17 protein-coding genes and 1 pseudogene are annotated in these 21,325 nt (G+C 70.0%); 9 read left to right on the top strand and 9 right to left on the bottom strand.

Going from position 1 to position 21,325, the window contains the following annotated elements; translation table 11 throughout:
* The 3 genes and pseudogenes from F3J18_RS26905 to F3J18_RS26895 form a co-directional block, all read right to left on the bottom strand.
* Nucleotides 1-228 (bottom strand): annotated as a pseudogene (locus tag F3J18_RS26905) (cell division protein FtsZ); the annotation flags it as partial.
* 56 nt (nt 229-284) lie between these two features.
* Nucleotides 285-3,803 carry a chromosome segregation protein SMC gene (gene smc, locus F3J18_RS26900; protein ID WP_166915181.1) on the bottom strand — a complete coding sequence of 1,173 codons (3,519 nt, stop codon included), beginning with the start codon at nt 3,801-3,803 and terminating at the stop codon, nt 285-287.
* Between the two features lie 127 nt (nt 3,804-3,930).
* On the bottom strand, nt 3,931-4,875 hold the full coding sequence (locus tag F3J18_RS26895; RefSeq protein WP_166915179.1) for a DMT family transporter: 945 nt from the start codon (nt 4,873-4,875) through the stop codon (nt 3,931-3,933).
* 396 nt (nt 4,876-5,271) lie between these two features.
* On the opposite strand from F3J18_RS26895, the gene dapC reads away from it, so the two are divergent.
* The 6 genes from dapC to cls all read left to right on the top strand — a co-directional run bounded on the left by dapC (nt 5,272) and on the right by cls (nt 11,527).
* Nucleotides 5,272-6,498 (top strand): succinyldiaminopimelate transaminase, encoded by a 1,227-nt coding sequence (gene dapC, locus F3J18_RS26890; protein WP_166915176.1) that lies wholly within the window; start codon nt 5,272-5,274, stop codon nt 6,496-6,498.
* A gap of 58 nt (nt 6,499-6,556) precedes the next feature.
* Nucleotides 6,557-7,384 carry a 2,3,4,5-tetrahydropyridine-2,6-dicarboxylate N-succinyltransferase gene (dapD, locus tag F3J18_RS26885; RefSeq protein ID WP_013698525.1) on the top strand — a complete coding sequence of 276 codons (828 nt, stop codon included), beginning with the start codon at nt 6,557-6,559 and terminating at the stop codon, nt 7,382-7,384.
* Nucleotides 7,384-7,740 carry an arsenate reductase gene (locus F3J18_RS26880; protein WP_013698526.1) on the top strand — a complete coding sequence of 119 codons (357 nt, stop codon included), beginning with the start codon at nt 7,384-7,386 and terminating at the stop codon, nt 7,738-7,740. The genes dapD and F3J18_RS26880 overlap by 1 nt, the downstream gene beginning before the upstream one ends.
* A 100-nt stretch (nt 7,741-7,840) precedes the next feature.
* Complete coding sequence (gene dapE / locus F3J18_RS26875; protein WP_025099324.1) at nt 7,841-8,980, top strand: succinyl-diaminopimelate desuccinylase; 1,140 nt, start codon at nt 7,841-7,843, stop codon at nt 8,978-8,980.
* An 11-nt stretch (nt 8,981-8,991) separates the two neighbouring features.
* Nucleotides 8,992-9,930, top strand: coding sequence for a 50S ribosomal protein L3 N(5)-glutamine methyltransferase (gene prmB, locus F3J18_RS26870; RefSeq protein WP_166915174.1), 939 nt, complete (start codon nt 8,992-8,994; stop codon nt 9,928-9,930).
* 157 nt (nt 9,931-10,087) lie between these two features.
* Entirely contained in the window at nt 10,088-11,527 is a 1,440-nt protein-coding gene (cls, locus tag F3J18_RS26865) for a cardiolipin synthase (RefSeq protein WP_036039810.1), read from the top strand.
* 31 nt (nt 11,528-11,558) lie between these two features.
* Here cls and F3J18_RS26860 read toward each other — a convergent pair whose 3' ends face one another.
* Nucleotides 11,559-12,044 carry a glutathione peroxidase gene (locus F3J18_RS26860; RefSeq protein ID WP_025099321.1) on the bottom strand — a complete coding sequence of 162 codons (486 nt, stop codon included), beginning with the start codon at nt 12,042-12,044 and terminating at the stop codon, nt 11,559-11,561.
* Between the two features lie 190 nt (nt 12,045-12,234).
* On the opposite strand from F3J18_RS26860, the gene F3J18_RS26855 reads away from it, so the two are divergent.
* On the top strand, nt 12,235-14,160 hold the full coding sequence (locus F3J18_RS26855) for an ATP-binding cassette domain-containing protein (protein WP_025099320.1): 1,926 nt from the start codon (nt 12,235-12,237) through the stop codon (nt 14,158-14,160).
* A gap of 130 nt (nt 14,161-14,290) precedes the next feature.
* Here the strand turns inward: F3J18_RS26855 and F3J18_RS26850 are convergent, their stop codons facing one another.
* From F3J18_RS26850 to alr, 3 genes are all read right to left on the bottom strand, one after another.
* Nucleotides 14,291-14,554 (bottom strand): DUF2866 domain-containing protein, encoded by a 264-nt coding sequence (locus F3J18_RS26850; protein WP_013698532.1) that lies wholly within the window; start codon nt 14,552-14,554, stop codon nt 14,291-14,293.
* 131 nt (nt 14,555-14,685) lie between these two features.
* Entirely contained in the window at nt 14,686-16,062 is a 1,377-nt protein-coding gene (radA, locus tag F3J18_RS26845; protein WP_013698533.1) for a DNA repair protein RadA, read from the bottom strand.
* 10 nt (nt 16,063-16,072) lie between these two features.
* Nucleotides 16,073-17,143 carry an alanine racemase gene (gene alr / locus F3J18_RS26840; protein WP_025099319.1) on the bottom strand — a complete coding sequence of 357 codons (1,071 nt, stop codon included), beginning with the start codon at nt 17,141-17,143 and terminating at the stop codon, nt 16,073-16,075.
* 211 nt (nt 17,144-17,354) lie between these two features.
* Here alr and lplT point away from each other — a divergent pair, with 211 nt between their 5' ends.
* Both lplT and thiD read left to right on the top strand, forming a co-directional pair.
* Nucleotides 17,355-18,662 (top strand): lysophospholipid transporter LplT, encoded by a 1,308-nt coding sequence (gene lplT, locus F3J18_RS26835; RefSeq protein ID WP_013698535.1) that lies wholly within the window; start codon nt 17,355-17,357, stop codon nt 18,660-18,662.
* 100 nt (nt 18,663-18,762) lie between these two features.
* Nucleotides 18,763-19,575 carry a bifunctional hydroxymethylpyrimidine kinase/phosphomethylpyrimidine kinase gene (gene thiD / locus F3J18_RS26830; RefSeq protein ID WP_166915172.1) on the top strand — a complete coding sequence of 271 codons (813 nt, stop codon included), beginning with the start codon at nt 18,763-18,765 and terminating at the stop codon, nt 19,573-19,575.
* 79 nt (nt 19,576-19,654) lie between these two features.
* On the opposite strand, the gene F3J18_RS26825 is transcribed toward thiD, so the two are convergent.
* On the bottom strand, nt 19,655-20,608 hold the full coding sequence (locus F3J18_RS26825) for a DUF1853 family protein (protein WP_166915171.1): 954 nt from the start codon (nt 20,606-20,608) through the stop codon (nt 19,655-19,657).
* Nucleotides 20,605-21,325, bottom strand: a 721-nt coding sequence (locus tag F3J18_RS26820) for a uracil-DNA glycosylase (protein WP_166915169.1), incomplete at its 5' end; no start/stop codon positions are given. The genes F3J18_RS26820 and F3J18_RS26825, both read right to left, overlap by 4 nt.

The raw sequence follows: 21,325 nt of genomic DNA, 5'->3' as shown, positions 1-21,325 counted from the left end.
CGTGGGCTCGCGCCGCGCCGCCGCGGGCGCCGGCGAGGGCTGCCGCACCGGCTCGATGAAGGGCGCATCCTCGTCGCGCTCCTGGCGCGCCAGCGTATCGGCGGCCTCGGGCGGCATCGGCCGCGGCATCCGGCGGCGCACCTTGGCGCCCTGCCAGGCGTTGTAGACCACGATGCCGCCAACCACCACCACGCCTACGCCAATCAACCCGAGTGTCAACTCGTCCATGCATGCTCCATCAGGAATTCTTTTTCCGGCGCGCCGCTTCGAGGCGGCGCGCGCATTCAGCCAATATTCTGGGCAAAACCGGCGGCCGTTTCCATGTCGACCGCCACGATCCGCGACACGCCCTGCTCCTGCATGGTCACGCCGATCAGCTGCTGCGCCATTTCCATCGCGATCTTGTTGTGCGAGATGAACAGGAACTGCGTCTTGCTCGACATGGCGCGCACCAGGTTCGCGAAACGCTCGGTATTGGCGTCGTCGAGCGGCGCGTCCACCTCGTCGAGCAGGCAGAACGGCGCTGGATTGAGCTGGAACATCGCGAACACCAGGGCGGTGGCGGTCAGCGCCTTCTCGCCGCCCGACAGCAGGTGGATGGTCGCGTTCTTCTTGCCCGGCGGCTGCGCCATCACCTGCACGCCGGCATCGAGGATCTCGTCGCCGGTCATGATCAGCTTGGCCTGGCCGCCGCCGAACAGCTTCGGGAACAGGTCGCTGAAGTGATGGTTGACCTGGTCGAAGGTGCCCTGCAGCAAGGTGCGGGTTTCCTGGTCGATCTTGTGGATCGCGTCCTCGAGCGTGGTGATCGCGGCCAGCAGGTCGGCCGATTGCGCGTCGAGGAAGATCTTGCGCTCGCTGGCGGCCGCCAGTTCCTCGAGCGCGGCCATGTTGACCGGGCCGAGCGCGGCGATCGCGTTGTTGATGCGCGTGACCTCGCCCTGCAGGTAGGAGGGTCGCAGCTCCGGCGTCAGCTTGGGCAGCAGGGCCGCCTCGTCGACGCCGGCCGCGGCCAGTTGCTCGCTGAACTGCTCGGCCGACAGGCGCGCGGCCTGCTCCTTCAGTTGCAGCTCGGTGATGCGATCGCGCAGCGGCTGCTGGGCGCGCTCGGCGGCCAGGCGCGACTCGTCGAGCGCGCGCAGCTTGGCGGTCAGGTCGTCGAGCTCGAGTCGCGCGGCGCCCAGCGCCTGCTCCTTGGCCGAGCGGATTTCCAGCGCGTCCTGCAGGCCGGTGTGGGCGGTCTGCTCGTTGATGGTCTCGAGTTCGGCGCGGGCATCCTCCAGCGAGGCGGCGACGCGCTCGATCTGGTCGTGCGCGACCTGGATGCTGCGCTTGAGCTCGTCGATGCGGTTGGCCGAATTGCGCGCCGCGAAGCGCGCGTCGTTGGCCGCGCGTTCGAGATCGCGGGCCTGCTGGCGGGCGTTGCTCAGTTCCTCGTCGAGCGCCTCGAAGGCGAGCTGGTTGTCCTCGAACTTCGCCTGCAGCTCGGCCAGCTCGCCGTCGTAGCGTTCGAAGTTCGCCTCGGATTCGGCCCGCAGCGCGCGCTGCTCGTCGATCTGCGCGCCGATCTCCTCGAGTTCCTCGCGGATCTGCGTGCTGCGCTGCGTGTAGCGCTCGTGCGCCTGCGCCAGCTTCAGCACCTCCATCTGCAGCGCGTGCACGCGCTGCTGGGCACGCTCGGCCTGGGCCCGCACCTCGCCGAGCGCCTGCGCGGCCTGCGTGTGGGCTGCCTCGGCACGGATCGAGGCCGTCTTCGCCTCGTCGGCGAGCAGCGCCTGCGCGCGCACCTGGCGACCGAGGTTCTCGATCTCCTGCTGGCGCGCCAGCATGCCGGCCTGCTCGGAATCGGCCGCGTAGAGCTGCACGCCCGAGCGCGTCACTAGGTGGCCGGCCTTCACCACGTAGGCGCCGCCGGCCGGCAGTTGCGCGCGCGCGGCCAGCGCCTGGGCCAGGTCGTCGGCCACGAACACCGAGCCGAGCCAGTCGTTGAGCACGGCGCGCAGGCCGGCATCGTCGATGCGCACCAGCGACAGCACCGCGCGCATGCCGGCCGGCGTGGCCAGCGGCTCGCCCGCCGGCGGCGGCGAGAAGAAGGCCAGCTTGGCGGGCGGCGCGTCGGTCGCGAAGGCCTTGACCCAGTCGAGATTGGAGATTTCCAGCGCGGCCAGCCGCTCGCGCAGCACCGCCTCGAGGGCGTTTTCCCAGCCCGGCTCGACATGCAGCTTCTTCCAGAGGCGCGGCAGCGCGCCCAGCTCGTGCTTGTCGAGCCAGGGCTGGATCTTGCCCTCGGTCTGGACGTTTTCCTGCAGTTGCTTGAGCGCGGCCAGGCGTGCCTCGAGCTGGTGGATCTGGGCGCTTTCGGCCTGCACGCGCTCCTGCGCGGCGCGGCGCTCGGCGTCCAGCCGCGGCAGCGTCTCCTGGGCATCGGCCAGGCGCGCCTGCGCGTCGTGCAGGATCTCCTCCTGCTCGGCCAACTGCATGCGCTGCTCCTCGAGCTGCGCCTCGTCGGGCGCGTCGAGCCCGCCCGCCTCCGACTTCAGGCGCTCGTGGCGCTGCTGCAACTGCATCAGTTGCTGGTCGGCGTTGCGCTGGTGCGCGGCCTCCAGCTTCAGCGACTGCTCGGTCTGGGCGATCCGGCCGCGCTCGTCGTTGAGCTGCGCCTGCGCATCGCGCCAGCGCGATTCCAGCGCCGGCAGCGCGTCGTGCTTGGCGGCCGCCTCGTCCTCGGCCATCGCGGCCTTCTCGTCGGCCATCGCGCGCGCTTCCTCGGCCTCCTCGAGATCGTCCTGCGCCTTCTGCGCCTGCGCCTGCCACTGCTCGCGCTGCGCCGTCAGCGCGGCGATCTGCGCCTGCACGCGGTTGCGCGACTCGACGATGAACTTGATCTCGGCCTCGAGCCGGCTGACCTCGGCATTCGCCTCGTAGAGCGAACCCTGGGCGCCCTGCATCGCGTCGCTGGCCGCGTAGTGGGCCACCCGCAGCGTCTCGAGCTGCGCCTCGACCTCGCGCAACTTGGCGGTCTGCGCCTCCAGGTCGATCTGGGCCTGCTCGATGGCGCGCTGCTGCTTCTGCTGCTCGCCCTGCGCCTCGCTCTTGCGCAGCAGCCACAGCAGGCGCTGCTTTTCCTCGCCGTCGGCCAGCAGTTCCTTGTACTTGGTGGCCACCACCGCCTGCGCCTCGAGCTTCTCGAGGTTGGCGCCGAGTTCGCGCACGATGTCCTCGACGCGCGTCAGGTTCTCGCGCGTGTCGTGCAGGCGGTTCTCGGTCTCGCGGCGGCGCTCCTTGTACTTCGACACGCCGGCGGCTTCCTCCAGGAACACGCGCAGTTCCTCGGGCTTGGCCTCGATGATCCGCGCGATCATGCCCTGCCCGATGATCGCGTAGGCGCGCGGCCCGAGGCCGGTGCCGAGGAAGATGTCCTGGATGTCCCGGCGGCGCGCCGGAAGATTGTTGATGTAGTAGCTGGAGGTGCCGTCGCGCGTGAGCACGCGCTTGACCGCGATCTCGCCGTACTGGCCCCACTGGCCGGCGGCGCGGCCGTCGGAGTTATCGAAGATCAGCTCGACGCTGGCCCGGCTGCCGGGCTTGCGCGTGGTGGAGCCGTTGAAGATCACGTCCTGCATCGACTCGCCGCGCAGCTCGGAGGCGCGCGATTCGCCGAGCACCCAGCGCACGGCATCGATGATGTTGGACTTGCCGCAACCGTTTGGTCCGACCACGCCGACGAGCTGGCCCGGAACCTGGAAATGCGTGGGATCGACGAAGGATTTGAAGCCTGCGAGTTTGATCGAGCTCAGTCGCACGTCGGTATCGGTATTGAATATGGATTGAAACGGACGGCAACCGGCGGCGCATCGCTCGCGCCGCCCGTCCCGGAATTCGGACAAAGGGCCCCGGCCATGCGCCGGACCGCCCCGTGAAGCGGGTCCATCATACCATCGCGCGGGCCTCGTCCCGGCGATCGGCGTCGCCGGCCGGAGCCTGGGCCGGAGCCTTGTGCACGCGGCTCGACAGCAGCGTGGCGAGCACGATGCAGGCGCCGCCGAGCCACTCGCGCGCGCTCGGCAACTCGTCGGCGAACAGCCACGCCGACAGCGCGGTGACGACGATCTCGAACAGCATGATGATCGAGGCGCGATTGGCCGGTACCCGGGCAAGCCCGTATTGAACCAGCAGGTTGTTGAGCGCGGTGACCACGCCGATCGCGGCGGCCAGCAGCAACGCCAGCGTCACGGCATGCGGCGCGGGCAGCGGCGGCACGCCTTCCACGAACATCGCCGCCAGCCCGAAGGCCGCGCCGCCCGCGAACAGCGTGGCGGTGCGCATCTCGGGCTTGAGCTCGGGCAGGTCGCGCGAGATCCGCACCACCAGCACGTTGCTCATCGCGAAGCTCAGGCCGGCGGCCAGCCCCGCCCATTCGGCCGGGTTCGAGGGCAGCGGCAGGCCCAGGCGCGGTGACCAGAGCATCAGCATGGCGCCGGTGATCGACAGCGCCGCCAGCGCGGCGCTGGCCCAGGTCAGGCGCTCGCGCAGCAGGAAATGGGAATAGATCGCGGTCCACGCCGGAGTCAGGTAGAACAGCAGCATCACGCGCAGCACCTCGCCGTGGATCGTGCCCCAGACGAAGCCCAGGTTGGTGATGCCGGCGGCCACCCCGAGCGCGGCCAGCAGCCAGTGCCAGCGCAGCGTGGCGAGCGCGCGGCGGCGCCAGACCACCACGAACAGGCAGGCGCAGAAGCAGGTCAGCGCGCTGGCCGCGGTGCCCGTCAGGCCGAGCCCGGCCAGCATCCGCAGCGGATACCAGACCAGCCCCCAGACCGACGCGCCCACCAGGATCGCCAGGGTCGGCAGCGCCGACCGTTCATGTCCCTTCATTTCCGCCCACCTGCCCTCGTTTCCGTTGTTGCATCGTCTCGCGCCGCGCCGCGCCGGCCCGCCCGATCATCGGCGCGTCGAGTTATCGAGCCGCCCGGCTATTGTCCATCCTGGTTATCGGGCCGCCCGGCTGCCGGCGCTTCCGGTTATCGATCCCGCCAACCATCGCGCCGATCCGGCCCCGGCACCGCGCCGCCGGCCCGGAGGCGCGCGGCGGCAAGCTATAATCGACCGCTCCGGCCCACCAGGCCGGCCCGCGGCGTGCGCCTCGCGCCCCGCCAGCCAGGCGACGCGCATCCCGCGCCGCCGGTCGCCCGGCCCTCGGCCGCCGCGCCGCCGCCCGATTCGTTCCAGCCCGTCCCCGACGGGCCCCAACCGCCTCCGAAGCCCAAGCCCGTGAATCCACGACTCGATACGCTCCAGCCCTATCCGTTCGAAAAGCTCCGCGCGCTGTTCAAGGACGTCAAGCCGTCCGCCGCGCACGCCCCGATCAGCTTCGGCATCGGCGAGCCCAAGCATGCGACGCCGGCGCTGATCCGCGACGCGGTGGTGGCCTCGCTCGACGGCCTGGCCTCGTACCCGGCCACGGCGGGCTCGGACGCGTTGCGCACGGCGATCGCGCGCTGGGTCGAGCGCCGCTACGGCATCGAATCCGTCGATGCGGCCAGCCAGGTGCTGCCCGTCTCGGGCTCGCGCGAGGCGCTGTTCTCGCTCGCGCAAGCCGTGATCGACGCCACGCCGCGCGCCGACGGCAAGTCAGCGATCGTACTCTGTCCCAATCCGTTCTATCAAATCTACGAGGGCGCGGCCCTGCTGGCGGGCGCCGAGCCGGTGTTCGTCAACAGCGATCCGGCGCGCAATTTCGCCCCCGATTATTCGAGCGTGCCCGACGAGGTCTGGGCCCGCACCCAGCTGCTGTTCGTCTGCTCGCCGGGCAACCCGACCGGCGCGGTGCTCACGCTGGAGGACTGGCGCGAGCTGTTCGCGCTGTCGGACCGCCACGGCTTCGTGATCGCCTCCGACGAATGCTATTCGGAGATCTATTTCGACGAAGCGGCGCCGCCGCTGGGCGGCCTGGACGCGGCGCGCCGGCTCGGCCGCGGCTTCGAGCGGCTGGTGATGCTGTCGAGCCTGTCCAAGCGCTCCAACGTGCCGGGCATGCGCTCGGGCTTCGTGGCCGGCGACGCGGCGATCCTCAAGCGCTTCCTGCTGTACCGCACCTATCACGGCGCCGCGCTCTCGCCGGTCTGGCAGCAAGCCAGCATCGCGGCCTGGGGCGACGAGGAACATGTGCGCGAGAACCGTGCCCTCTATGCCGGGAAGTTCGCGGCCGTCACGCCGCTGCTGGCCGAGGTGCTCGACGTGGCGCTGCCCGACGCGGCCTTCTACCTGTGGGCGAACGTGGCGCGCACCGGCCTGTCGGATACCGAGTTCGCCCGGCGTCTCCACGCCGACTATAATGTGACGGTTCTGCCCGGCTCGTATCTCGCGCGCGACGCGCACGGCACGAATCCGGGCCGCGATTTCGTGCGGATCGCGCTGGTCGCCGAAAGCGCCGAATGCCTCGAAGGCGCCCGGCGCATCGTCGAGTTCTGCCGCGCTCTCGCCAGCCAGGCTCGCTGAGCCCGCTCCCGTATTGACCGTCCCGATTCCTCTTCCAACTTCCAGCGAAGCAACCAACATGTCGCAACAACTTCAGCAAATCATCGATACCGCCTGGGAAAACCGTGCCGAGCTCTCGCCCAAGGCCGCGCCCGCCGAGGTCCGCGAGGCCGTCGCGCACGCCATCGAGCAGCTCGACCGCGGTTCGCTGCGCGTCGCCGAGAAGCAGAACGGCGAATGGATCGTGCACCAGTGGCTGAAGAAGGCCGTGCTGCTGTCGTTCCGCCTGGAAGACAACGCGCCGATGGCCGCCGGCGGCTACTCGCAGTTCTTCGACAAGGTGCCCTCGAAGTTCGCCAACTACACGGCGGAAGACTTCGCCGCGGGCGGCTTCCGCGTCGTGCCGCCGGCCGTCGCGCGCCGCGGCTCCTTCATCGCGAAGAACGTGGTGCTGATGCCGTCGTACACCAACATCGGCGCCTACGTCGACGAAGGCACCATGGTCGACACTTGGGCGACCGTCGGCTCCTGCGCGCAGATCGGCAAGAACGTCCACCTGTCGGGCGGCGTCGGCATCGGCGGCGTGCTCGAGCCGCTGCAGGCCAACCCGGTCATCATCGAGGACAACTGCTTCATCGGCGCGCGCTCGGAAGTGGTGGAAGGCGTGATCGTCGAGGAGAACTCGGTGATCTCGATGGGCGTCTACCTCGGCCAGAGCACCAAGATCTACGATCGCGAGACGGGCGAGATCAGCTACGGCCGCATCCCCGCCGGCTCGGTGGTGGTGGCCGGCAACCTGCCCTCGAAGGACGGCTCGCACAGCCTGTACTGCGCCGTGATCGTCAAGAAGGTCGACGCCAAGACGCGCGCCAAGGTCGGCCTGAACGAACTGCTGCGAGGCGACTGATGACGACCGTCGTCTACGGCATCCCGAACTGCGACACCGTGAAGAAGGCCCGCGTGTGGCTGGACGAACACGGCGTCGCGTTCGACTTCCACGACTTCAAGAAGGCGGGCCTGACCGCCGCCATCGTGAAGGGCTGGCTGAAGGACGTGCCGCTGGAGACCCTCGTCAACCGCCGCGGCACCACCTGGCGCGCCCTGCCCGACGAGGTCAAGGCGAGCGCCGAGACCGAAGCCGGCGCGATCGCGCTGATGCTCGACAAGCCCTCGGTGATCAAGCGGCCGGTGGTGGAGGTCGACGGCCGCGTGAAGGCGGTCGGCTTCGTCTCCGACCAGTACGCCGCGCTGTTCGCCGCCTGAGGCACGCATCACGAAGCACCGGGCGCGCCGGCCATGCGGCTTGCGCGCCCCGACCTGCCGGCCGTCGCGCCGGCATTTTTCATCGAAAGTGGTCCGAACCATGTCAGCCACCCTAGCCCTTACCGAACAGTTGATCGCGCGCCCGTCCGTGACGCCCGACGATCAACACTGCCAGCAGATCATGATCGAGCGCCTCGCGGCGATCGGCTTCGAGTGCGAGACCATCGCCTCGCACGGCGTGACCAACCTGTGGGCCGTCAAGCGCGGCACCGAGGGCCGCGACGGCAAGCTGCTCGCGTTCGCCGGCCACACCGACGTGGTGCCGACCGGCCCGCTCGAGCAATGGACCTCGCCGCCCTTCATCCCCGCGCATCGCGACGGCAAGCTGTACGGCCGCGGCGCGGCCGACATGAAGACCTCGCTGGCCGGCTTCGTGGTGGCCAGCGAGGAATTCGTGGCCGCGCATCCGCAGCACCGCGGCTCGATCGCGATGCTGATCACCAGCGACGAGGAAGGCCCGGCCACCGACGGCACCGTCAAGGTGGTGGAGGCGCTCGGCGAGCGCGGCGAACGCCTCGACTACTGCATCGTCGGCGAGCCGACCTCCTCGGCCACGCTCGGCGACATGGTCAAGAACGGCCGGCGCGGCTCGATGTCTGGCGAACTGATCGTCAAGGGCGTGCAGGGGCATATCGCCTACCCGCACCTGGCCAGGAACCCGATCCACCTGCTCGCGCCGGCGCTGGCCGAGCTCGCCGCCGAGCGCTGGGACGAGGGCAACGAATACTTCCCGCCCACCACCTGGCAGGTCTCGAACCTGCACGGCGGCACCGGCGCGACCAACGTGATCCCGGGCCACGTCACCCTGCTGTTCAACTTCCGCTTCTCGACCGCCAGCACGGTGGAGGGCCTGCAGGCGCGGGTCCACGCGATCCTCGACAAGCACGGCTTCGACTACGAGCTGAAGTGGTCGATCAGCGGCCTGCCGTTCCTCACGCCGCGCGGCGACCTCTCGGTCGCGCTGGCGAAGGCGATCCACGACGAAACCGGCGTCGAGACCGAACTGTCGACCACCGGCGGCACCTCGGACGGCCGCTTCATCGCGCGGATCTGCCCGCAGGTGATCGAGTTCGGGCCGCCCAACGCCTCGATCCACAAGATCGACGAGCATGTCGAGCTGCGCTTCATCGATCCGCTGAAGAACGTCTACCGCCGCGTGCTCGAACAACTGATCGCCTGACGGAGGCCGCCATGACCACTCCCGCCACCCCTGCCACGCCCGCCGCCGTGTTCGGCACGCCCCGCGACCTGATCCGCTACGGCGTCTCGCGCTTTTCCGCCGCCGGCCTGACGTTCGGCCACGGCTCGGAGAACGCCTACGACGAGGCCGTCTACCTGGTGCTGCACACGCTGCACCTGCCGCTCGACACGCTCGACCCCTTCCTCGACGCGCGCCTGCTGCCCGAGGAGATCGAGGCGGTGCTCGCCCAGCTCGAGCGGCGCGTCGAGGAGCGCCTGCCGGCCGCCTACCTGACCAACGAGGCCTGGATGCACGGCCATCGCTTCTACGTCGACGAACGCGTGATCGTGCCGCGCTCCTTCATCGGCGAGCTGCTCGACGACGGCCTGCAGCCCTACGTGGCCGATCCGGAACAGGTGGGCGCGGTGCTCGAGCTCTGCACCGGCTCGGGCTGCCTGGCGGTGCTCGCCGCCGAGGCCTTCCCGCATGCCGAGATCGACGCGGTGGACCTGTCGGAAGACGCGCTGGAAGTGGCCGAGATCAACATCAGCGACTACCGGCTCGACCATCGCATCGCGCTGCATCACGGCGATCTCTACGCGCCGCTGCCCACCGAGCGGCTGGCCAACCCGGAGCTGCGCTACGACGTGATCCTGAGCAATCCGCCCTACGTGAACGCCGACTCGATGGCCGCGCTGCCCGACGAATACCGCCACGAGCCCGAGATGGCGCTGGCCGGCGGCGACGACGGCATGGACATCGTGCGCCGCATCCTGCGCGAGGCGAAGAAGTGGCTCAAGGAGGACGGCGTGCTGGTGGTGGAAATCGGCAACGAGCGTCACAACGTCGAGGCGGCCTTCGGCGGCCTGGACCTGATCTGGCTGCCGACCAGCGCCGGCGACGATTGCGTGTTCCTGATCCACGCCGCCGACCTGCCGCACGCGGCCTGAATCCCGCGCTGGTCCCCCGGCCCGGCACGGCGGCCCGGGGGACCGGCCGAACGGCCCGGGCAAGCCTGCCGCCGTATCGCGGGCCGCTCGGGTCGATCGCCAAGATGCGTCACGCGGCAAACCCGCCGCCACGCACCACCCGGAACTCCAAGCACCGATGCAACTCGACTGGCTCCATCTCGGCACCCTCATCGCGATCGCCCACATCCTCGGGGTGATCGCGGCCTGCCACGCGATCCTCAATACCCGCACCTCGCAGGGCGCGATCGCCTGGGCGGTCTCGCTGACCGCGATGCCCTACCTGACGCTGATCCCCTACCTGTTCCTCGGCCGCAGCAAGTTCTCGGGCTATGTCGACGCGCGCCGCAGCGAGACGGCCGCGCTGCGCACGCGCTCGCGCCCCTCCAGCTGGGACACGCACGGCAGCTCGCTGGGCGTGCCGGCCGACGCGCTGGGCCTGGCACCGGTGCGCGCGCTGACCCACCTGGGCGGGATGCCCTTCGTGGGCGGCAACGCGGTGCGGCTGCTGGTGAACGGCGAGGCGACCTTCGCGGCGATCCTCGGCGCGATCGAGGCCGCGCGCCACTGCGTGATCGTGCAGTTCTTCATCGTGCGCGACGACACGCTAGGCGACATGCTGCGCGACGCGCTGATCGCCTGCGCCGCGCGCGGCGTGCGCTGCTACCTGCTCTACGACAGCATCGGCAGCTTCGACCTGCCGCATCGCTACGTGAACGCGCTGCGCGCCGGCGGCGTCGAGGTCCATCCGTTCGCGACCAACCAGCAGTTCGTCAACCGCTTCCAGCTGAACTTCCGCAACCACCGCAAGATCGTGGTGGTGGACGGCGAGCGCGCCTTCGTGGGCGGCCACAACGTGGGCGTCGAATACCTGGGCGCGAACCCGCGGCTCTCGCCCTGGCGCGACACCCACATCGAGCTGCGCGGGCCGGTGGTGGCCAATATCCGCTATGTGTTCGCCGAGGACTGGCACTGGGCCACGCAGTCGCTGCCGGTCGACTCGCCGCCTCCGGCGCCGCTGGACGAGGAGGACATGCACTGCCTGGTGGTGCCGATGGGCCCCGCCGACAAGCAGGAAACCGGCTCGCTGTTCTTCGTCGAGGCGATCCACGCCGCGCGCGAGCGGGTCTGGATCACCACGCCCTACCTGGTGCCCGACGAGGCGGTGATCGCGGCGCTGAAGCTGGCGGTGATGCGCGGCGTGGACGTGCGCATCCTGATCCCGAGCCGGCGCGACCACTACGTGGTGTTCGAGGCCTCGAAGCTCTACGCGCGCGACCTGATCGACGCCGGCGTGCGGATCTTCCGCTACCGCCAGGGTTTCCTGCACCAGAAGGTGGTGCTGATCGACGGCTCGGCCGCCGCGGTGGGCAGCGCAAACCTCGACAACCGCTCGTTCCGCCTGAACTTCGAGATCATGGTGCTGACCGTCGACGCCGGTTTCGCGGCCGACGTAGACGCGATGCTGAGCCAGGATTTCGCCGCGGCCGACGAGGTCGACCTGGGCGAGGTGCAGCGCGCCGGCGCCTGGCGGCGCGTGCTGATGCACGTGGCGCGGCTGTTCGCGCCGATCCTCTGAACGCGGCGCGCGAAGCGCCGCGGCACGAGGATCAGAGCAGCGCCTCGATATCGGCGGCGATCTCCTCGGGCTTGGTCTGCGGCGCGTAGCGCTTGACCACCTTGCCGTCGCGGCCGACCAGGAACTTGGTGAAGTTCCACTTGATCGCCTTGGTGCCGAGCAGGCCCGGCGCCTCCTCGGTCAGCCAGCGGAACAGCGGATGCGCCTGCTCGCCCTTCACGTCGATCTTCTCGAACAGCGGGAAGCTGACGCCGAAGCGCTGCTCGCAGAACGCGCCGATCTGCGCCGCGTCGCCGGGCTCCTGGCCGCCGAACTGGTTGCAGGGAAAGCCCAGCACCGCCAGGCCGCGGCTGCCCAAGCGCTCGTGCAGTTGCTGCAGGCCCGCGTACTGCGGCGTGAACCCGCATTCGCTGGCGGTATTGACGATCAGCAGGACGCGGTCGCGATAGCTATCGAGCGACACGTCCTCGCCGCCGAGCGCTTTCGCGTTGAATGAATAGACGGTATCGGTCGACATGGCTTACTCCCAGGCTCGGTTTCGGTGGATTGGATCGGGCGTGCTCGACGCCATCGCGGCAGTCTATGCGAAACCGGCGCGGCGCGTGAATCGTCCGAACGGACAGCCCCCCGGCGGCGCCTCGGCGGCGCGGCGGCCCCCGCGCCCGGCGGGCAGTCTAGAATAGCGGTTTTCTCCAGCCCTTCCCGTCGTGATCCGTTTCAACCAGTTCAGCCTCTCGCGCGGTACCAAGCCGCTGTTCGAGGGCACCACCTTCGCCCTCAACCCCGGCGAGAAGGCCGGCCTCGTCGGCGCGAACGGCGCGGGCAAGTCCACCCTGTTCTCGGTGCTGCGCGGCGAGCTGCACGCCGACGGCGGCGACGTCTCGATGCCGCCGTCCTGGCAGATCGCGCACGTCTCGCAGGAAACCCCGGCGGTCGATCGCAACGCGCTCGACTACACGCTCGACGGCGACGTCGCGCTGCGCCGCATCGAGGCGCGCATCGCCGCGGCGGCCGCCGCGCATGACGGCGCGGCCGAGGCCGAGGCGCACGCGGCGTTCGCCGACGCCGACGGCTACACCGCGCCGGCGCGCGCCGAGGCGCTGCTGCTCGGGCTCGGCTTCACGCTGGCGCAGACCCGCGAGAGCGTCGCCAATTTCTCGGGCGGCTGGCGCATGCGCCTGAATCTCGCGCAGGCGCTGATGTGCCGCTCCGACCTGCTGCTGCTCGACGAACCCACCAACCACCTGGATCTCGACGCGATCGTCTGGCTGGAGGACTGGCTGCACCGCTACGCCGGCACCCTGGTGGTGATCTCGCACGACCGCGAGTTCCTCGACGCGATCTGCAACGTCACGCTGCACCTGGAGAACCGCCAGGTGAAGCGCTACGGCGGCAACTACACGCAGTTCGAGGTACTGCGCGCGCAGCACCTGGCGCTGCAGCAAAGCGCCTACGAGAAGCAGCAGAAGACCATCGAGCACCTGCAGAGCTTCATCGACCGCTTCAAGGCCAAGGCCTCCAAGGCCAAGCAGGCGCAAAGCCGCGTCAAGGCGCTCGAGAAGATGGAGCGGCTCGCGCCCACCCACGCTGCCTCGGCCTTCAGCTTCGAGTTCCGCACGCCCGATTCGGCGCCCAATCCGATGCTGGTGATGGAGGACGTGCAATGCGGCTACCGCGGCGAGGACGGCGGCGCGCTGCCGATCGTCGAGCGCGTCACGCTGTCGATCCAGAACGGCCAGCGCATCGGCCTGCTCGGCGCCAACGGCCAGGGCAAGTCGACCCTGATCAAGACCCTGGCCGGCACGCTCGCGCCGCTGGCGGGCGAGGTGCGCGGCGGCAAGGGCCTGACGATCGGCTATTTCGCCCAGCATCAACTGGAGACGCTGCGCCCCGACGATTCGCCGCTCGCCCACCTGGCGCGCCTCGCGCCCGACACGCGCGAGCAGGAGCTGCGCGACTTCCTCGGCGGCTTCAATTTCTCGGGCGACATGGCCTCCTCGCCGATCGCGCCGTTCTCGGGCGGCGAGAAGGCGCGCCTGGCGCTGGCCCTGATCATCTGGCTCAAGCCGAACCTGCTGCTGCTCGACGAGCCGACCAACCACCTCGACCTCGAAACGCGCGACGCGCTGACCATGGCGCTCGCGCAGTTCGACGGCACCCTGATCCTGGTCTCGCACGACCGTCACCTGCTGCGCGCCACCACCGACCAGTTCATGCTGGTCACCCGGCACCGCATCCAGCCCTTCGACGGCGATCTCGACGACTATCGCGACTGGCTGCTGCAGCACGCGGCCGAGCAGCGCGCGGCGGCACGCGGCGAAGCCTCGGCCGACAGCGCCGGCGGCGCCAACCGCCGCGACCAGAAGCGCCAGGAAGCCGAGGCGCGCCAGCGTCTGTCGCAGCTGAAAAAGCCGCTGCAATCGCGGATCAACAAGCTCGAGAAGGAAATGGAGACGCTCAACGCCGAGAAGGCGCGGCTCGACGGCTTCGTGGCCGACCCCGGCAGCTACGCGGCCGAGAAGAAGAGCGAGCTGACCGAGGCGATCCGCAAGCTCGGCGAGGTGAGCGGCCGGCTCGAGGCGCTCGAGCTCGACTGGCTCGACATACAGGAACAGCTCGAACAGATCGGCTGAAGGCCGCGCGGCCAGGCTGAACGCCGCGGCCGATGTGAAGGACGCGGCTCACGTCGCGCACCCAGCCGTCTCGATCGATCGGATACCGAAGCATCCCGGCCGCGCCACCGGCGGGCGCGGCGCCCTGCCCTCAACGCCGCGGCAGGGTCTCGCGCGGCATCTGCTCGTCGTCGTGCATCAGGTAGCGGCGGCCGGCGAGCGGCTGGCGAATCGTGGCGGCCACCTCGGCCTCGGTCACGTGCTCGGCCACCACGCGCCGCGCGATCCTCCCTTCGTCGTCGACCCACTCGACGATCCGGCAGCCGCCCCCGAAGGGTGGCCGGATCGGCTCCGAGACGCGGCAGCCGCGCAGGTTGTAGAGGCGCTGGTCGATGGCTTGCTGGGACGGTTTCAAGGCGGGTCCTTCCTTTCACACCTGCGGGACGCATTGCGGCCAAGCATAGGGGAAAACACCCGCGCGACGAGTTACAGCCGCGCCCTGAAACGTTACATGGAGTTACCGTGCGCGAGCGCCCCGGCGGGCCCTCATTCGAGGCCGCGCACGCGGTCGATGGCCTGCTCGATGCGCTCGACGGCCATCACGGTGAGCCCCTCGATCGGCTGCTTGGGCGCATTGGCCTTGGGAATCAGCGCGATCGTGAAACCCAGCTTGGCCGCCTCGCGCAGACGCTCCTGGCCGCGCGGCGAAGGCCGGATCTCGCCGGCCAGCCCAACCTCGCCGAACACGATCAGGCCCTTCGGCAACGCTTTGTTACGCATCGACGAATGGATCGCCAGCAGCACCGCCAGGTCGGCGGCCGGCTCGGTAATCTTGACGCCCCCCACCGCGTTCAGGAACACGTCCTGGTCGAAGCAGGCGATGCCCGCATGGCGGTGCAGCACGGCCAGCAGCATGGCCAGCCGGTTCTGCTCCAGGCCCACCGCCAGGCGCCGCGGATTCGGCACGTTGGCGGTGTCGACCAGCGCCTGCACCTCCACCAGCAGCGGCCGCGAGCCCTCCTGCGTGACCAGCACGCAGGAACCCGGCACCACCTCCTCGTGCTGCGAGAGGAACAGCGCGGACGGGTTGGACACGCCGCGCAGGCCGCGCTCGGTCATGGCGAACACGCCGAGCTCGTTGACCGCGCCGAAGCGGTTCTTGAAGGCGCGCACCAGCCGGTAGGAAGAATGCGTGTCGCCCTCGAAGTACAGCACCGTGTCGACGATGTGCTCCAGCACGCGCGGGCCCGCCAGCGCGCCCTCCTTGGTGACGTGGCCGACCATGATGATCGCGGTGCCCGACTGCTTGGCGATGCGCGTGAGCTGGGCCGCGCATTCGCGCACCTGGGCCACCGAGCCGGGCGCCGAGGTGAGCGCTTCCGAATAGACGGTCTGGATCGAGTCGATCACGGCCACGTCGGGCCGCTCGGCGGCGATCGTGGCCTGGATCTTCTCGAGCTGGATTTCCGCCAGCAGCTTGAGATCGGCGGCGTCGCCGCCGTGATCGAGCAGGGCCAGGCGCTGGGCGCGCAGGGCGATCTGCGCGGCCGACTCCTCGCCGCTGATATAGAGCGCGCGGCGCTGGCTGGCCAGCTGGGCGAGCGACTGCAGCAACAGGGTGGATTTACCGATGCCGGGGTCGCCGCCGATCAGCACCACGCCGCCGGCCACCAGGCCGCCGCCGAGCACGCGGTCGAACTCGCCGATGCCGGTGGAAAAGCGCGGCACGTCGGCCGCGTCGATATCGGCCAGGCGCTGCACCGGCGCGCTCTTGGCGAGCGCCTGGAAGCGGTGCTGCGAAGGGGTTTCGGCGGCCGATTCGACCAGCGTGTTCCAGGCATGGCAGGACGGGCACTGGCCCTGCCATTTCAGCGACTGGCCGCCGCATTCGGTGCAGATATAGACCGTTTTCTGTTTCGCCACGAGCCCGCCCTTATTCCGCGCGCACGGGCACGCGCGATGCGATCGCGCACATCAGCTCGTAGCCGACCGTCGAGCACGACGCGGCGACGTCGTCGATCGGCAGCGCCTGGCCCCACAGCTCGACGCGCGCGCCGATGCCGGCGCCCGGCACCGGCGTGAGGTCGACCGTGATCATGTCCATCGAGACCCGGCCGACGATCCGCGTGCGCACGCCGTCGACCACGATCGGCGTGCCTTCCGGGGCGATGCGCGGATAACCGTCGGCATAACCGCAGGCCACCACGCCGATGCGCATCTGCGCCGGCGCGACGAAGCCGCCGCCGTAGCCGACCGCCTGGCCCTTGGCGATGTTCTGCACCGCGATCAGCTCGGAGCCAAGCGTCATGGCGGCCTGCAGGCCGGCGCCGGCGATATCGGCGGCGCGCCCCGAGGGCGAGGCGCCGTACAGCAGGATGCCGGGGCGGACCCAGTCGCCATGGGTTTCGGGATGCCACATCACGGCGGCCGAATTGGCCAGGCTGCGCGCGCCGGCGATGCCCTCGGCGCCGCGCTCGAAGGCCGCCATCTGGTCGGCCACGCCGCGTTCGCCGTCGGCGTCGGCGAAATGCGTCATCAGGGTGATCTGGCCGATGCCCGGGCAGGTGCGGGCGCGCTCCCAGGCGGCACGATACTTGTCCGGCGCGTAGCCGAGCCGGTTCATGCCGCTGTTCATCTTGAGCTGGATGTTGATCGGCTTGGACAGGCGGGCCGTCTCGAGCATGCGCAGCTGATCGTCGTTGTGGACCGTGGTGGTCAGGCTGTAGCGGTCGATCACGTCGACGTCGGTCGAGCGGAAGAAGCCTTCCAGCAGCAGGATCGGCCCCGCCCAGCCCAGCTCGCGCAGCTTCACCGCCTCCTCGAGGTCGAGCAGGCCGAAGCCGTCGGTGCTCCTCAGGCCCGGGAACGCGCGCGCCAGGCCATGCCCGTAGGCATTGGCCTTGACCACCGCCCAGACCTTCGAGCGGGGAGCGAAGCGGCGCGCGGCCGCGAGATTGTTAACAAGTGCGGCGGTGTGAATCGTGGCGGAAATCGGGCGCGGCATAAGGAAATTTCATAAACACGCAGGCGAATCAGCAGCTTACCGCACCTTGTGGGCTCGGTGCCGCGACAAACCCGGAACGATCGGGGATTCTTGCTAGTCGGATTTGCCGTATTTTCATGATATAAAGCCGTGCGCACAACCTATTTTGCACGGGATAGTCCGATTGCACGGCCCCTGCGGCCGAGCCGCAGCGAGGAAAGCATCGCTTCAGATGAAAAAAGGTTTTTACTCGATCATGGCCGCGCAGTTTTTCTCTTCGCTGGCCGACAGTGCGCTTCTCATCGCCGCCATCGCCCTGCTGAAAGATCTGCACGCGCCGAACTGGATGATTCCGCTGCTCAAGCTGTTCTTCGTCCTGTCCTACGTGGTACTGGCCGCCTTCGTCGGCGCCTTCGCCGATTCCCGGCCCAAGGGCCGCGTGATGTTCATCACCAACTCGATCAAGGTGATCGGCTGCCTGATCATGCTGTTCGGCGCCCATCCGCTGATCGCCTACGGCATCGTCGGCTTCGGCGCCGCCGCGTATTCCCCCGCCAAGTACGGCATCCTCACCGAGCTGCTGCCGCCCGACCGGCTGGTGGCCGCCAACGGCTGGATCGAGGGCACCACGGTCAGCTCGATCATCCTCGGTACGGTGCTGGGCGGCGCGCTGATCAGCCCGCACATCGCCGCCCACGTGATCGCCTACACGCCGGCGGCCATCAACACCCCGGCCGAGGCCGCGATGCTGGTGATCATGGCGATCTACGTGGTCGCCGCGCTGTTCAACCTGCGCATCCCCGATACCGGCGCGCGCTACCCGCAGCAGCAGCACGGCCCCTGGCGCCTGGTCACCGATTTCGCCGACTGCTTCGTGGTGCTCTGGCGCGACAAGCTCGGCCAGATCTCGCTGGCCGTCACCACTCTGTTCTGGGGCGCCGGCGCGACCCTGCAGTTCATCGTGCTGAAGTGGGCCGAGGTCTCGCTCGGCATGTCGCTGTCCGAGGGCGCGATCCTGCAGGCGGTGGTGGCGCTGGGCGTGGCCGGCGGCGCGATGGCCGCGGCCAGCAAGATTCCGCTCAAGAAATCGCTGAAGGTGCTGCCGGTCGGCATCATGATGGGCGTGGCCGTGATGATGATGGCCTTCTACACGCGTGACCTGCTGCCCCATCACTGGGTGCTGCAGGTCGGGCGCATGCACGTGCCCGGCTACCTGGTGGTCGCCTACCTGTTCCTGATGCTGGTCGGCGCGCTGTCGGGCTTCTTCGTGGTGCCGATGAACGCCCTGCTCCAGCATCGCGGCCACGTGCTGATGTCGGCCGGCCACTCGATCGCGGTGCAGAACTTCAACGAGAACCTGTCGGTGCTGGTGATGCTCTGCCTGTACGCCGTGCTGGTCTGGCTCGACGTGCCGGTCGGCGTGGTGATCGTGCTGTTCGGCACCTTCGTCTGCCTGACCATGTGGCTGGTGATGCGCCGCCATCTCGCCAACCAGCGCCAGTTCGACTCGGTCGCGCTGATCGGCGAGAGCCGGCACTGAATTCCCGGATGCGGCGCCTCGCGCGGCGGCACCCGCCGCGCGCCGGAGCGGCCGCGATCGCCGCTCCCTCCGCCATGCCGGCCCGGCCGGCCCCGACGCGATGACCCTCTCCCCGATCCCGCACGCCCTGACCATCGCCGGCTCCGATTCCGGCGGCGGCGCCGGCATCCAGGCCGACCTGAAGGCCTTCTCCGCGCTGGGCGCCTACGGCGCCAGCGCGATCACCGCGCTGACCGCGCAGAACACCCGCGGCGTGAGCGCCGTGCACGCGCCCGAGGCGGCCTTCGTGACGGCCCAGCTCGACGCCGTGTTCGAGGACATCCGCATCGACGCGGTGAAGATCGGCATGCTCGCCAACGCGGCCATCGTCGAGGCGGTGGCCGCGGCGCTCACGCGCCACGCGCCGCCCTTCGTGGTGCTCGACACGGTGATGATCTCCAAGAGCCGCCACGCGCTGCTGGCGCCCGAGGCGGTGGCCGCGCTGCGCGACAGGCTGCTGCCGCTGGCCGACCTGGTCACGCCGAACCTGCCCGAGGCGGCCGCCCTGCTCGGCTGCGAGGAAGCCGCCGACGAGGCGCGAATGGTCGAGCAGGGCCGCGCGCTGCTGGCTCGCGGCGCGCGCGCGGTGCTGATGAAGGGCGGCCACCTTCCCGACGCGGCGCAAAGCCCCGACTGGCTGATCCGCGCCGAGGGCGAATTGCGCATCGACGGCGCGCGGATCCCCGTGCGCCATACGCACGGCACCGGCTGCACGCTGTCGGCCGCGATCGCCGCACTGCGCCCGCAACGCGCCGGGCTGGCCGACGCGGTGATCGACGCCAAGCACTACCTGGCCGAGGCGATCGCCGCCAGCACGCGGCTCGAGGTCGGGCACGGCGTCGGGCCGGTCCATCATTTCCATCGGTGGTGGTGAGCAGCCGGTGAACGCCTGGCGATGGTCGCTGCCGCGATCGGCCGAATCAAAAAAAACGCCGCGTCGATCGCGGCGTTTTTTATCGTCCCGCGCCGGCGAAGGCCGAGGCGCGCGACGGCCACGCGTCGTCGACCAGGAAGCCGCGCGAGATCTCGTGCCAGGCGCCGTCCTCGCCTTGCGTCAGGGCCGCCACCAGCGATGGCGCCTCGCGTGCCAGGACCGCCTCGAACAGCGCCGGCGCCTCGACCGGCTGCAGCGGGTCGTCCGCCTCGAGCCGGCGCGGCGCGAGCCAGGCCAGCCGCGGCAGCACCACCCAGCGCGTGCCGGCCGGCTGGCTCGCGACCAGCGCCGACCAGTCGCCGCGCGCGGCCCAGAAGCCACGCGAATGCGCCGCATCGAGCGCGGCCGGCGCCAACGGCTGCGCGCCGTCGCGATAGAACAGCCAGCCCTTCACGAACATGCTCGCGGCCCAGGGGCCGGCCTGCCCGGTAAAGGCGAATTCCTCGCGTTCGGTAAGCGTAAGTTGGTGGTCGACCAGGCGCCGGTACTTCAGGTCGAAACGATCGGCCAGGTTGGGCCCGACATAGTCGCTCAGCGCCGCCGCGCCGGCCGTGGCCGCGCACAGGTAGCACTTGACGGCCAGTTCCCAGTGCAGCCGCTCGCCTTGCGGGGAGACCAGCAGGAAATCGCATTCGCCGAGCGTGCGCCCGCTCACGCGCACCGGCAGGTTGGCGGCGACCAGGCGCCAGCACGGTGCCTGCGCGGCGAAGAAAGCCAGCAGGGTTTCGGCATAACGGCCCAGGCGGGTGGGCCGCGCCGCTTCCACGGCCTGCCGCAGCGGCGCCGGATCGGCGTCGAGCGCGGCCAGCCAGGCCAGCACGCGCGCGGCTTCCTCGCGATCCGCCCAGGGCCGCGCGAGCGGCGCCTCGGCGGAGGCGGCGAGCAGGTCGGCGCTGGCCAGCAGCCAGCCCAGATCGCGCACCGCCGCGTCGCGCAGCCCCACCCACGGTGCGGACCGCGCGGCGTCGGTCATGCGCCGCCCGTGGCCTTGCCGAAGGTATCGCGGGCCAGGCACAGATCGGCCCAGGCCTTCGACTTGTCCGGCAGGCTGCGCAGCAGGTAGGCGGGATGGTAGGAGACGATCACCGGCACGCCCTCGTACTGGTGGACGCGCCCGCGCATCGAGGCGATGCTGCCGTCGGACTTCAGCAGCGTCTGCGCGGCGAAGCGGCCCAGCGCCACGATCAGCTTCGGCTTGACCAGCGCGACCTGCCGCTGCAGGTAGGGCTCGCAGCGCGCGACCTCGTCGGGCTCGGGATTGCGGTTGCCGGGCGGACGGCACTTGATCACGTTGGCGATGTAGACGTTGTTGCTGCGCTCCAGCGAGAGCGCATGCAGCATGCTGTCGAGCAGCTTGCCGGCCTGGCCGACGAAGGGCTCGCCCTGCTTGTCCTCGTTCTCGCCCGGCGCCTCGCCGACCAGCATCCAGTCGGCCTCGCGATCGCCGACCCCGAACACGGTCTGGGTGCGCTTCTCGCAGAGCCGGCAGCGCTGGCAGTCGGCCACGCGTGCCTCGAGTTCGTCCCAGCCGAGATCGGCGACCGAAGCGAGCGCCGCGGCCGGCTGCGCCGAGGGCAGCGGCGCAAGGCCGGGCGGCGGCGCGTCGGGCGCGGGCGCGAGGTCGAACCAGGACGGATCGTCGAACGGCGGGGCTTCGTCGGCCGGCGCCTTGATGGCGGGCGCGGGCGGC

The organism is Burkholderia sp. Ax-1720 (assembly GCF_011753035.1).
Classification (GTDB): Bacteria; Pseudomonadota; Gammaproteobacteria; order Burkholderiales; family Burkholderiaceae; genus Burkholderia; species Burkholderia gladioli.
The sequence above is the reverse complement of the archived record's forward strand: the minus strand, read 5'-3'. Positions and strand labels throughout refer to the sequence as shown.